The sequence below is a fragment of the Mariniflexile fucanivorans genome (genome assembly GCF_004341235.1).
GTDB classification, from domain to species: Bacteria; Bacteroidota; Bacteroidia; order Flavobacteriales; family Flavobacteriaceae; genus Mariniflexile; species Mariniflexile fucanivorans.
Window position 1 is genome coordinate 279,176 of sequence record NZ_SLUP01000003.1, and the last position, 14,325, is coordinate 293,500.

The 14,325-nt window shown below is 33.1% G+C and carries 8 protein-coding genes; 2 read left to right on the top strand and 6 right to left on the bottom strand.

All coding sequences use genetic code 11. The annotated features are described in order from the left end of the window. Window positions 1-8 precede the first annotated feature (8 nt). The 3 genes from EV196_RS07850 to EV196_RS07860 form a co-directional block, all read right to left on the bottom strand. A complete protein-coding gene (locus EV196_RS07850) occupies window positions 9-1,811 on the bottom strand; it encodes an alpha-L-fucosidase (protein ID WP_132217080.1) in 1,803 nt (600 codons plus the stop codon). A 190-nt stretch (window positions 1,812-2,001) separates the two neighbouring features. Continuing rightward, window positions 2,002-5,037 (bottom strand): TonB-dependent receptor, encoded by a 3,036-nt coding sequence (locus tag EV196_RS07855; protein WP_132217082.1) that lies wholly within the window; start codon window positions 5,035-5,037, stop codon window positions 2,002-2,004. Window positions 5,038-5,296: 259 nt separating this feature from the next. After that, the gene (locus EV196_RS07860; protein ID WP_132217084.1) at window positions 5,297-9,460 is read right to left on the bottom strand and encodes a hybrid sensor histidine kinase/response regulator transcription factor; all 4,164 of its coding nucleotides are present in this window, start codon (window positions 9,458-9,460) and stop codon (window positions 5,297-5,299) included. Between the two features lie 947 nt (window positions 9,461-10,407). Here EV196_RS07860 and EV196_RS07865 point away from each other — a divergent pair. Beyond that, window positions 10,408-11,769, top strand: coding sequence for an ATP-binding protein (locus EV196_RS07865; RefSeq protein WP_132217086.1), 1,362 nt, complete (start codon window positions 10,408-10,410; stop codon window positions 11,767-11,769). A gap of 89 nt (window positions 11,770-11,858) precedes the next feature. Here EV196_RS07865 and EV196_RS07870 read toward each other — a convergent pair whose 3' ends face one another. From EV196_RS07870 to EV196_RS07880, 3 genes are read right to left on the bottom strand one after another with little or no spacing between them, the layout of a single operon-like run. Beyond that, window positions 11,859-12,191, bottom strand: coding sequence for a hypothetical protein (locus tag EV196_RS07870; RefSeq protein ID WP_132217088.1), 333 nt, complete (start codon window positions 12,189-12,191; stop codon window positions 11,859-11,861). A gap of 15 nt (window positions 12,192-12,206) precedes the next feature. Beyond that, on the bottom strand, window positions 12,207-12,557 hold the full coding sequence (locus tag EV196_RS07875) for a hypothetical protein (RefSeq protein ID WP_132217090.1): 351 nt from the start codon (window positions 12,555-12,557) through the stop codon (window positions 12,207-12,209). Further along, window positions 12,557-13,708 carry a HEPN domain-containing protein gene (locus EV196_RS07880; RefSeq protein WP_132217092.1) on the bottom strand — a complete coding sequence of 384 codons (1,152 nt, stop codon included), beginning with the start codon at window positions 13,706-13,708 and terminating at the stop codon, window positions 12,557-12,559. Before EV196_RS07880 ends, EV196_RS07875 begins: the two co-directional genes overlap by 1 nt. Before the next feature lie 143 nt (window positions 13,709-13,851). On the opposite strand from EV196_RS07880, the gene EV196_RS07885 reads away from it, so the two are divergent. Beyond that, the gene (locus EV196_RS07885) at window positions 13,852-14,262 is read left to right on the top strand and encodes a helix-turn-helix domain-containing protein (RefSeq protein ID WP_132217094.1); all 411 of its coding nucleotides are present in this window, start codon (window positions 13,852-13,854) and stop codon (window positions 14,260-14,262) included. Window positions 14,263-14,325 lie beyond the last annotated feature (63 nt).

The window sequence follows — 14,325 nt, forward strand, 5'->3', positions numbered from 1 at the left end:
TTAAAAAATTAATTAATAGGTTTAATTAAAACAGCTTTTAAACTAGAAGTTTTAGTATCGCCTTCTACTAAAGAAACTGTGATTGTGTGTTTACCTGGAGTTTTAAATTCCAAAATACCCATATTATAATATTGATATTTTTCGGTAGCTGCTTGCTGGTTTTGCACGATGATGCCTTCATCTGTTACCGTTTTCCAGACCAAACGACCTTCACCTTTATAATTTAAATCTAAATAGTAATATCCTGCTTCTTGTACATTTACGGTCCAAGTGACTTTACTGTTATCATTCCATTCGCTCACTTGGTTAACGTGCTTCCACTCACCAAATTTTTCCATCCATTTCACTTCACTTTCAACCGCATCACTAACTTCTGAAAATTCAACTCGTAAAAGACTTTCTATGTTAGGATAAACGCCTAAAGTGGTATCTACTTTTACATTTTCAACTTTAGTTTCTAATTTCACTTCTATAACCGATACAGGTGATTCTGAAGGTCTGAAGGGTAATTCAAAAATGGTCCAATCATTCTTCTTTGAAAAAGCAATTTCTTTGGAACCGTTTTCACTTAACAATGAAGCTGATAGTATTTTTATTTCTAAACCAGGTAAATATAATTTCCCATCTAATGGCCAATCGAAAACAGAAAAAAACAATGAATTTTCTTTTGTAGTTACATCGCCCCAAGGCAAAGCATGTTGCCAAGGTGAACTTCCCGCATCATAAATTACTTGTGGATATTTTTTAATCCAATCTCCTACTTCTTTTAAAAATTTTACGCCAATTTCAGGTATAGCGCCATCAGAATTAGGCCCAACATTAAATAAATAAGTGCCGCCCCTGCCAACTGTTGAGATAAGCCGATTTAATATTTCTTTCGGACTTTTAAAATTGTTATCGTACCATGCATACGACCAAGAATCGTTATTCGTATCGCAAGTTTCCCAAAGACCTTCAATATTTTTAGTAGGCACTTCCATATCGCCATTACTAGAATAATCGCCCATGCCATGACCTACTCTACTACTCATCATGGCATTTGGTTGTAGCTTTCTAACCATATTGGCTAGTTCTACAACGTATTCTTTTTTCATGTCTCCAGGCGTATCAAACCATACGAAATCTAAATCACCATAATTAGTGCATATTTCTTTAACTTGTGGTTTACATTTTTTGTAGAAATAATCTTTAAAACTTGCTTCTTTTCCTTTATCATCCGTCAATGGTCCACCTGTTGCTCCTGGATAGGTCCAATCTTGATTGTGAGAATAATAAAAACCAAAACCTAAACCTAATTCATGACATGCGGCAGATAATTCTTTCATAGGATCTCTACCAAAAGGTGTCGCATCTACAATATTGAAATCACTTACTTTAGAATCAAACATGGCAAAACCTTCGTGATGTTTACTGGTTATGATGATGTATTTCATTCCCGCATCTTTAGCTAATTGCGCTATTTTTTTTGCATCGAAATTTTGTGGGTTAAAATCGTTGGCAATTTTCATGTATTCTTTTGGTGGAATATCGGCAACTCTAGGATTCATAATCCATTCTCCAATGCCATAATATGTTTTACCATTCCATACACCAGCCAATTTTGAGTATAAGCCCCAATGAATGAACATTCCAAAATTACCCTCATCGAACAATTTAGCTTTTCCTTCTTTAAGAGTTTGTAGAGAAACATCTTTAGCTCCCCACATGTCATCCATATTTTGCTCTTTTTTTGTTCCAGTGTCTTTTTCTTGGGAATACACAAATGATGAGCTTAAAAGCATCATTAAACAACTGATTGTGAAATATTTCATCTGTCGATATTAATTTTTTATTGATAATGCCGTTGATAAACAATAAAAGATGCTGTCTAAAAAGTAAATTCCTGAGTCATATTGAGCCTGTCGAAATATGTCAACTTAATGATAATCAACCATAGGTTTCGACAAGCTCAACCTGACAAAAGAATACTTTAGACTTTTTAGACAATCTCTTATTTATAAATTAAAATTTATATCTAGCTCCAACGGTGTAAACCGCACCTTGTCTTGTTAATTGTGTAAACAATGTTGGATCGTTATTTATATAATCACGTCTATCGCTAGCTGTAAGATTCTGAGCACTTACTGATAATTGCAAATCTTTAGTAACTTCCAGGTTTGCACGTACATCAAGTCTATCAAAACCATCAGTATAAGTAATATTTGATCTGATATCGCTTCCGCCACCTATGTTTCTAAGGAAGCTACTACGGGTATTGTATGCTACACGAACCCCGAAAAGTTTACCATCGTAATATAAAACAGAATTAAAATTATGTTTTGAAGAACCAGGGAAACTATTGTCAACCGAGTTGATTTCTTCATCAAATTTACTATCAACATAGGTGTAATTTGCCTGTACACCAAAGCTTTTGAAAGTATCGCTAATAAAACCTAAAGGCTGTCTAAAACCAACTTCAAATCCGTATAAATTAACACCTGTAAAATTCACAGGACTAGTAACATTTAATATTTGTCCATCAAGAACTTCATCGGTTACTCCTGTAGTGTCAAAATTAATATCACCATAATCCGATAATTTAGAATCGAATGTCGTTTCACTAATAATAAAGTCATCAATAAGTTTATAAAAACCACTTAAAACAAAAGCACCACCTGCTTTGTTATACCACTCTCCAGTAGCATCAAATTGCCAGCTACTAAATGGTTGCAAGTTAGGGTTTGATAAGGTTGCTGTACCATTTATACCAGCATTTTCAGAATTTGGATCGATAAAACGAACGGTATTGGTTGGTCGTAAATCTAAATAATCAGGTCTAGAAACCGTATTAACAGCAGACAAACGTAGGTTGAAATTATCTTTCAATGCAAGCGTTAAATTTAACGAAGGCATCACATCCCATCTACTTGAAGCTGCTGTAGTTGGCACACCTGCGTATGATGTTGCGCCTGTGTCGTCATCTACGTTGGCAGCTATAGTAATAGTAGAGAATGCTCGACCCTCAACTTCCCATTTTACACCTCTTACTCCTATATTACCTGAAACAGGCACGCCCATAAATTCCGATTTGAAATCTAACTGGCCATAAAGCGCTGTGGTGTTTTCCTCTAAAGTCCAAGAATTAGCTGTAAGTAACGGAAGTTCTCCATCGGTAACGTTAAATAAATCACCTTCAAACGAAGAACCAGCAGTTCTATTAAATACGGCTGGATTGTTAGCACGTATTAAGGCTTGATCAACCGTTAACCAACGATTGCCACCAATATTTCTACCTTCAGCAAAAGCTGGATCAAGAGTACCTGTAACATACGTATTAAAATATGATTCTTCATCTAAATAATCAGCACTCCAAGGTTGCCCAGCACCAGCTAATTGAGCTTGTCTACTATCTAATTCAGTAGAGCTGTAACGACCTCCTAATTTTACTTTTGCGTTCGCGCTTAATTCTTTTTCAATATCAAGACGAATGGCATGATTCTCCCCTTTAAACATGATGTCTCTTAGGAAAGCATAATCTTGTACAACAGCATTATCAAAATTTGTCACTTCAGCTTGGTCGAATCCAAAAACACCATAATCACCTGTTAAATCAAAACTCATCCAAGGGACGTTTATAAAAGTTTGTGAGAACGTTAATCTTTGGTCAAAATCGATATTTGAAAGCGAGTAATCAGTGGCTATTTTCCATCCATTATTCTCCCATTTTAAATTAAACCCTGCCATGTAACTAGACTGAAGATTATCATATTGAGTTGGCACAATGGCTGTTCTAGATATTGGATTATTAGAGCTCGTAGTATTAAAACCTCTTAATACATTATCTTCATCAATATTTAAATCGGCACTTGGGAATAAGGTATTATTGGTTTCTAATTGTGGAAACAATCTGAATTGATTACGAGTAGAATAGTTGTTAAACTCAGTAAATAAAAAATCTGCATTAGCTTCCCAGTGCTCTCCCATTTTAAATTGCATAGCTGTTGAAATACCAACTCTATCCACTGAATTACGAACGGGATTAAATCTGGTTAAATTTGGTGATAAAACCCCTGTATGTGTAACTATACCATCAGCCGTATTTTCTCTTATATTTCTTGAAATATACCCCATATTATAAGAGTCGAAAGCACGATTTGCACTACTGGTTATGGCCGAAAGTACAATACCAAATTTATTATCGTCTGATCTTAAACCAAGTAATCCGCTTAGACGTGGTTTTAACGCTTGATTATCGCCAAAATCGTTATAATCTCCACGAATATTCACAACAGCAAAAGAATTACTACCATCTTTATAGCGCAATGAAAGTGGTTTTATAGTTTGAAAATCTACTGCTCCACCTAAACCAGGTTCGATAAGGTGTGCCTCAGATGATTTGTAAACAACCGCACCTTGTACAACTTCGGTTGGCAGTACATCTAAATTAAATTGTCTTAATTGGTCTATACCTTCAGAACCTGCCGAAAGTGGTGTTCTTCCATTAACTGATATATTAACGAACTGCGGACCAACACCCCTAACAGAAACGCGATCTCCACCACCATTACCAGAATCGTCGCGCTCAACCTGAAGCCCAGGAACCCGTTGCAACGCATCGGCTATATTTTCATCGGAATAGTTACCAATATCTTCCGGGGTTATAGCTTCTACAACACTCATTGCCTCTCTTTTAAAAGCAATGGCCCTTTGCTCAGCACCTCTAAAACCGGTAATTAGAATTTCATCAAGTTGTGCTGCGCTTTCTTTTAAAGTAATATTAATGGTTGTTTGGTTTCCAATGGCTACTTCAATAGTTTCATATCCAATGTAAGAAAATTTTAGAATATTGGAATTACTTGGAACTTTAAGCTGGTATTTTCCATCAAAATCGGTGGTTGTCCCAACGGAAGTTCCTTTTACAAGAACCGTAGCTCCGGGAATAGGCATACTTGCTTCATCTATTATTTTTCCTGTAATTTGTTTTTCTTGAGAAAAAGCAAAAACTCCTTGTAAAATAATTAGCAAAAACAAAAACTTGTTTAGTTTAAAATTTTTCATAATAGTTTAATTGGTTTTTAGTTTAATTGTGTTAACAAAAGAACCAAAAAACTAATAAAAACACTTACTGTAATCGGTATAATTCTTTCTTATTTCAGTAATGAATCTAATAAAAAATTTTATAAAATATTGATTATCATTTAATTAACCAATAACAGAAAGAAAACTTTCATTTGAAAAATGATTATTTATTTGAATAGAAATTAGTGTTTTTAAAACTAAAAATGAATTAATAAAAGTTAGTTTATTAAGGTTTTTTTTAATTTTTCAGAAATTCGGAAGGTAATACACCATGTAATTTTTTAAATGAAGTTGAAAAATAAGCAGGAGATTCAATACCTATTTGGTACATAACCTCGGTAACATTAAACCCTTGGTTGCTTTTCAATAAATGGGCAGCACGTTGTAGCCTAAAATTCCTTAAATATACATTTGGTATCTGGCCAGTAAGCTGTTTTAATCGCTTGTAGAAATAAGAAGTACTTAAGCCAAGTTCTGTCGATAATTCTTCAACTCCAAAACTTGAATTGGCTATGTTTTTTTCAATAACATCAATAATATCCTTTAAAAATTCTTTGTCTCTTGTAGACATTTCAATATCTTCTTTTGGAATAGAACTGTTTTTAGTAAAATGATCTTTTAACTTAATGTTATTTTGTATGAGCCTCTCTGCCCGAATAGCTAAATGTTTTAACGAGAAAGGTTTGCTTATATATTCGTCTGCCCCAAATTCTAAGCCTTTTATTAAATTTTCTTCGTCGCCCAACGCTGTTAAAAGTAATATGGGGATATGGCAGGTTTGTGGATCTGATTTGATTTTTTCACATAAATGAAAGCCATCCATTATGGGCATCATAATATCACTGATTATAAGATCTGGCTCTTGCAACTTCATTTTTTGTAAAGCTTCAAGTCCGTTTTTTGCCATCAATATATTATAATGGTTCGATAGAAAATTTCTTAAGAATATTTGTAGATCTTCTTCATCTTCAACAATAAGAACGGTACGTTTTAGGTCTTCACTTTCTTGTTCTTGGTCTATATTTTCAGTTCTGTATTCACTTGGCAAAGGCACCCAATCTTTAATATATGACTTGTTTGTGGAATCAATTTCAGAGGTATCATACTCTTCATTAGGGGTTGATGGTATCAAAATGGAAAATCTTGTCTCCACATTTGGTTCGCTTTTTACGGTAATTTCTCCTTTAAACAGTTCGACAAGCGATTTACAAAACGCTAAACCAATACCGCCACCGCTTAAGTTTTCTTTTTTATTTCCTAATTGATAAAAGCGTTCAAAAATGTTATTCAAGTCTTTTTCTGGTATACCTTTACCTGTATCAATAACATCTATTTTTATAAGATTTTCATTTTCAGTATGTATGATGTCGGCTTCTATACTAATATTGCCATGTGCAGGCGTATTTTTAAAAGAATTTGATAAAAGATTAAAGAGTATACGTTCTACTTTTTCCACATCGATAACAATCTCTTCGTTAGGTGAATTCACTTTATAAAAGAAGTTGATGTCTTTTTCGATGGCATAATTTTCAAAGGCTTCGGTTGCTGGATATATAAACTCGCCTAGGGTTATTTTATTAAGGTTTAAACTAATAAAACCTTGTTCTGCTTGACGAAACGTAATTAATTGATCTACCAAACTTAAAAGCCTTTTTGTGTTTTTCTGAATGATAGCTAGGTATTTAGACTGTGTTTCGTCTTTATTTATATTAATAACTTGTTCTAAAGGACCCGCTATAAGTGTTAATGGAGTTCTGAATTCGTGTGAAATATTAGTAAAATAACGAAATTTTCCTTGGTTGATGGTATCTATTCGTTCTTTATCTAATTGTTCGTAGTTTAATTTTTGTTTTAACTTTTCATGAAGGATAAAATAAATCATAACACCAGCACAAATTATGATGGTAAGAATTATAAAAACTAAATAGCTCCACCAAGTTTGATACCAAGGTGGTAATATTTTAACCTTTAAATTTTTAATTTCTGAACTCCAAACGCCATCTCCGTTTGCTGCTTTTACCTTAAATATGTAATCTCCGGCAGATAAGTTAGTGTAGGTTATGGTGTTTTTTCCTCTTTCAGATTCTATCCAATCGTCATTAAACCCTTCTAATTTATAAGCTAATTTGTTTTTTGATGGTGTGGATGTATGCTCAACAATTAATTGGAATGCAATAGATTGTTCGTTTTGGCTTACCGATATGCTTTCGGTTTCTGAAATTGATTTTTCGAGTATTGCTTTATTGTTTAGTTTTTCACCTATTTTAACCTCTTTGTTATTAATTAATAATGAAGTGATTTGTATTTTTGGCGGTGTAAAATTCTTCTTTATATTTTCTGGTTTAAATATGGTTAAACCATTAAGTCCTCCAAAAAAATAATATCCCGATTTTCCTTTAAAGTAAGCGCCTTGCCTAAAGTTGTTTTGTGCTAAACCGTCTCTAACATCAAACACATCAATTTTATTGGTTTTCATGTTTAATTTAACCAATCCCATGTCTGTACTCATCCAAAGATACGTGTCGTTTTCTTGTAAAATACCGTAAATAGCATCATCTGGAAGTACATCATTTTTTCTATGATACTCTATTTTTACGGGATTTCCATCTGTATTCAACGTGATTTTATTTAAACCACCACCAAATGTTCCTGCCCAAATATGTCCGTCACTATCTTCATGCAAGGAAAAAACATTGGAATAACTTAACATTAAATCACCATTTTTATCATCAGATAACTTCCCTTTTATAGTTATTTTGCCATCATTAAAATTACCGTACAACAACCCTTTATTGGTACCAAACCAAAGTGTGTTTTTAATACTTTTTAATACCGTATGGCAAATATCTCTTTCGTGTAGGTTAATAAACGATTTTACATTTATTATTGGTTTTTGCTGTTTATCTATATCAGACCATGGATTTTGAATTACGGTAATTTCGCTTCCAACCAAAACAATGGTAGTTTTATCTACTTGAAGTATATCTCGGTACACTTGATCTGGAAGTATTTTTCCATCTTTCAATAAACTTACTTGTTTATAACTTTCAAGTAATGGGCTGTAAACAAATATATTGGATTCTGTCCCAAACCAAATGAAGCCTTTTTCATCTTCATAAATACATCTGATGGTATTGTTTATTGGAAATGGAATTTTGTCTTTTAAATTTTCAAACTTGAGATTATAAACCGACTTTTCGCTAATTTTAGAAGTGCTTCGAAGCAAACCATTATTATTGTAAACCGATATCCAAAGCGTGCCTTTGTTATCTTCTAATATGGAGGTTATTAAATTATCGGTTATTGCGAAGTTATCATATGGGTTTTTGGAGTAGTTTATAAATTGTTTTTGTGAAATATCTAGTTTATTGATACCTCCTTGGGCAGTTCCAATCCATAAAACCCCATAATTATCTTGAAAAATAGCGTTTATATAATTGCTACTTAATCCAAGATCATTTTTAGGATTGTACTTATAGTTCAAAAAACGGTCTTCTTTTTCTAAATATTTTAATAGGCCATTGTTTACCGTGCCAATCCATACATCGCCATTTTTATCTTCAAATATGGTATTAACCGATAAAGAAATTATAGGAGATTTTGGCGAGTCAATTTGGTCAATATTTTTAATGATGTGTATTCTATTTTCTTCAAGGGTGGTTTTAAAAAGTCCATTTTCAGTTCCAACCCAAAATATATTCTTTATACTTTTTATGACAGTGATGTTTGTGTTTTCAAAATTCTCAAAATTTAAAAGTGTTTTAATTTTTAAGTTTTGGTTTTCAAAATCCTTTTCTAATTCTATTTTTTTAAGACCAGAATTGGTTGCTAATACTAACTGATTATCATCAATAAAACTAAAATCGTTTATGGAAGATATGTTGGGATAGTTTTCCAAAAGATTATTAGAAACATGCATCTCACCTTTTTCAGCATTCAATAATTTACAATAGTATAATTTATTTTCACCCGAAAACCAAATAGCACCGTTTGGACCTGAAGTAACATGACTTATTTCTAATTTGGATATAAGTGGAACGCTGTAAAACCTTTCAAGCCAAGGCACATATATATTTATGCCAACATTGGTTCCAATCCATAAAACACCATCGGAATCGTTGTATAAACTAGTTAAATTATTGCTTGAAAGCGTACCATTGGTTTTAGATTGTGTTGTATAAATTTCAAAGTCGTAACTATCGTATTTAATAAGGCCGTTGGGAGTCCCAAACCATAAAAAGCCGTACTTATCTTGAGTAATACCTGTTATAGTATTTTGATTAAAACCTTCTTTATTGGAAAATCTTTCGAAGTTTTGAGAAGAAATTATTAATGAATTACTTAAAGAAAACAAAGTTATTTCTATAAGTAGAATAATAATTACTAATCTATTTTTTATCATGAATCTAAATTTTAGATAATAGCAAACAAAGGTCAAATTGTTTTTAGGATACTAAAATAGTGATTTGCAAGCATAATAAACAAATCAAATGAGGCTAATAATCACCTCTTAAACAGGGAACATTACGTCTTATCTTAAGACCGTCTTTTTTAGCCAAAAATGGACATTGAAGGTTTTTAGGAATGTCATTACTTTCGTTTTTGATGAATAAATCAGTTCTACGAAAGCCAAATAGCTATAAAGAAGAAATAAAATACTTATGGTACAAATTAAGGCAAATATTTCCTTAAAAAAAGGACACCTAATAGGACACCTTTAAATTTGTACTCAAATGGGTACAAATGAATTCAATCAAAAAATTAAAAGACTGAATTTCATTTTTTTACCATTATTTTGATATCATTTGACATCCTAATTGTCGGGATGACAGGTAGACCACCCAACCCCATAAAGAACTATATATCAATCATTTATAAACTTCAAAAACAAACTGTTAGCCGATTTGTTGACGGTAATATAAATGAACTTAAAATAAATTGCTTTATTTACTGGTTCTATAAAAATAGAGAATATTCAGTACCAAAGCAAGCTAAATGTAAATGAATTTTATGAAAACTATCTAATTTATAGAATTTAGAAATCCTGGTTCTTATTTGTGATATGGTTGGTTTGGCTTTATATTGCTTTTTATAAGAAACACTTAAAACAAGCTGGTCAGAAATTTAACTCTCGTTTTTCCTCTTTCAACAATTTCTTTTTAAACGCTTAAAGCATGGCCTTGGACAATCTTTTTTTCCATATCGCCACCTACTTCTTTCTAATCATGCTCATTCAAGGGCATCTCAAAATTATCATTTACTTTGTTACATAAAAAATCAAAATCAACCTTTACTTTGTTACATAAATCTTATATATTTGCACTTACTTTATAACATAAAAAAACTATTTTGGCCTTAAAAAGACATCTTATTGACCAATTGCACAAATGGAAAAGCAAACCCAATAGAAAACCTTTGATACTTAGAGGTGCCAGACAGGTAGGCAAAACCACTTTGGTCAATGAATTTGCAAAAACCTACAAACATCGGTTATATCTTAACCTAGAAAAGAAAGCGGATAGCCAGTATTTTGACCAAACCGATGATGTAAATACCATCATTGAATCCTTATTGATTTCAAACAATATTGTTTCAAATGATATCAGTGAAACGTTACTGTTCATAGATGAGATTCAGGAACAGCCAAAAGCCATACAGCTTCTACGCTATTTCTTTGAAGACATTCCAGAGCTGCACGTTATAGCAGCTGGTTCACTGCTTGAGTTTGCCCTTAAGGATGTCAAAAGCTTTCCTGTTGGGAGGGTTGAATTTTTATACCTCTATCCTTTCAACTTTATTGAATATCTGGAAGCCATCGAGCATCAAACAGGTTTGAATGAACTTAAGAATATTCCAGTAAAACCTGTTGCCCATAGCACATTGCTTTCGTTGTTCAATAACTACACCATCATAGGTGGTATGCCGGAAGTAGTAAACCAGTTCATTAAAAACCAAAGTGTGGCAGACCTATCGTCCATATATGGGAGTATTTGGAGCTCCTATATCAGTGATTCGGAAAAATATGCTTCTAATAATACGGAAAAAAATGTAATCAAGCATATTATGTCAACAGCTGCTTACACGATAGATGAGCGGATAAAGTTCCAAAATTTTGGCAACTCCAATTACAGGTCGAGGGAAGTGGGGGAAGCCATGCGAAATTTGCACCAGGCAAAAGTTATCCAACTTATTTATCCCACTACAGCTACAGAAGTGCCTATAGTCCCTGATTTGAAAAAATCGCCCAGACTACAATTTTTGGATACAGGCATCCTTAACCACATTTTGAGCATAAGTGCTGAAATGTTGGTTATGGAAGATTTAAGTCATAGCTATAAAGGGGCCATTATACCCCATATCGTCACACAAGAACTGATTTCAATTCAGGTCAATACATTTGAACTTCCCAATTTTTGGGTTAGGGAGAAGAAACAGGCATCATCCGAAGTCGATCTAGTATATGCCATGGAAGGAAAAGTGATCCCGATTGAAATCAAGTCGGGAAGTACAGGTTCATTAAAGTCCCTGCACCAATTCATTGAACGCACCAATCATCCATATGCCGTCAGGATATATGCAGGTGAATTCTCAATACAAGAAACAAGGACCCCAAGCGGGGTACCTTATCTTTTAATGAACCTACCTTACTATTTGGGATCCCTAATTCCCCAGTATATTTCCTATTTTATAAAAAACCATCAACTCTCTTAGTTCTAAAAACGGTCAAATGTTTAGTGTAATTAAAAACAATTTTCTGTAATAAATCACGACAATAAAACTGTTTCTTTTATCCATAAACCTTATCTCTCTGATTCAAGTTGTCTCAACATAACATATACATTATCTAGAAACTCACCTTCATCAAATGGTAAAAGTCGGTTTGCTAATTCTAGGGTTTTCCTGATGTCCCTACCATGATCCTTTATATGGGGAGGGCAATAGGTATCTCCTTGAGTTGCCAAAATACTGACATTCATTAAAGCTTCAATAGTAGTAAACAAATCCAAGTATCCTTCAAATTGCAAATATTTGGCCTTAAATTTGCCCTTTTGAATATCCGATGGTTGTAAGGTATCTAATTTGTACTTAGCTGATTTTATCAACCTTTCAAGTTCTTTCCGTTTTGTTTTCATATTCGATATTTTAGGTTATTTCTTTTTGATTCCTTGTTCAGAAAGTATCTCGCTAATCTTATCCAAACAAAACATCTGGTCATGTGGCAAAAGATCTATTACCATTTCCAGTACCTTGGTCACACTGCTTATCGGTGTCTTGTTACTATGTTTGGGATAAACAAAAGTGCCATTGCCATCAAGGGCGTAATAGCACACTTCCAAGAGTGCCGAAATACTGCTTGTGATATCCTCATGGTCAAACACCTCAAAACCGATGGTCTTTCTTATCCTGTTTCCATATGATTCCGTGCCTACCCCAGGAAAGTTTTCAATGTGCTTCTTTATTGCCTTTAGTTTGTTTTTATGTTTCTTTTTTGCTTTCATCAGCTGTTTATTTTTGTTTCTAATGCTAAATACCTGAGGGTGTCCAATAGTTCCATTTCATTATGGGGTATCATATCCAAAACATATCCCAAAACTTCTTTAACGTTATGTTCTGGTTCGGGAATGGAACGTGTGGAGCAGCTTTCTGCCTCCATCGCTATGATGCATACCTTTAACAGATTTGAAATCATAAACGATGTCTCCAAATACCCTTCCGTTACAATACCAATGGTGTATAACCCTTTTTTATAGGGATATGGTTTTAAAGCTGAAAAGTCTTTTGCGGAGAGTGATTTAATAAAATTGGATAGTTCTGTGTCATTTGGTTGAAGGCATTGGTTTTTAGGGACATTAACTTCTTTTTGATTTGACTTATGTTTTGTACAAGCATCCAATTTGATTTTAAACAATGACGTCGCCAGTGATTCCATTTTATTGGCTTTCTCCAATATTCTATGTATTTGTTCCAAGTTGATATGGTAATTGTTTTCATAGCGTGTCGCTATATAAGCATCATCCAATAATTTTAAAAGGTGTTGCTCCTCCTCTATTTCTGTTTTGAAAAGGTTGCCTAGTTCTGGAACAAATGTTTTTATATAGGTTTGAAGTTCTTTTATACTATGGCTTTTGCGTTCCTTACCCATTGTAAAAAGGGCAACATAACGAAACCAAAGTTCTATATATTGGTGCAGCATAAAAGCCGTTTGAGAAGGATTGTTTTTTTGGATAAAGAAATTTGCTCCGTCTAAAAAAGTTGCTATTTTATTACGCTCTTTTTCGAAAGTTGATCGTACTTTGCTTAATATGCTTGTAGATATATAGTATTCATGAAAGCTATCCCATACTGCTTCGGAAGCTTTAAAGATTAATTTATCCCAAGTGCATCCATGGACAAAAAATAGGTTTTCTTCCTTAAGCTGTTGCTGGGCATAATCAAAAGAAAATATTCGGTATAAAAAGTCCGTCTGCTCCTGAAATATTTTGGCAACCATAGATGATAATTCTTGGGTTAGCGAAGAACAGTTTCCTTTGAGGATTACGATCCTCATCGTTTTTAGAAAATCGTTTTCCGTGACCGTAGATAAATAGATGTACTGTACTTCCAATAAGCTCGTTATTTTATTGATGATTTGTTGCTCTGATAATTCCATCTGTATAAATTTTTATTCTTTTGATTTATTATAAAGTAACCATCATATTTTTACGTACAGAACCAAAACAGGTTGTATAATACCATCTTGAATTTGTTTTTTACAAGCATGGTAATTTTTAGAAAAAATCTTATATTTGGATTATGGAAACAGCAACAAAACCAAATCATATCGGCAGAAAGATTAGCCGTATTAGAGAGCTTAGAGGCATGAAACAGGAAACCCTTGCGGAAGAATTGGGCATTAGCCAACAAGCTGTTTCCAAAATTGAGCAATCTGAAAAGATTGAAGATGAAAAACTAGAACAGATTGCAAACGTTCTTGGCGTAACCAAAGAATCAATTGAAAAATTTTCTGACGAAGCAGTATTGAATATTATATCAAATACTTTTAATGATAGTTCTATTTTAAATGGCATAAATTTTCAACCTAATTTTAATCCCTTAGATAAAGTTCTAGAACTTTATGATGAAAAAGAAAAACTTTACGAACGCTTATTGCAAGCTGAACGAGACAAAATCACCTATTTAGAAAAGCTATTGAAAGAAAAATAAAATTACTTAATAATATACTTTTAAAAAGGGAATCGTTTTGAAATGGTTCTCTTTTTTATGCTT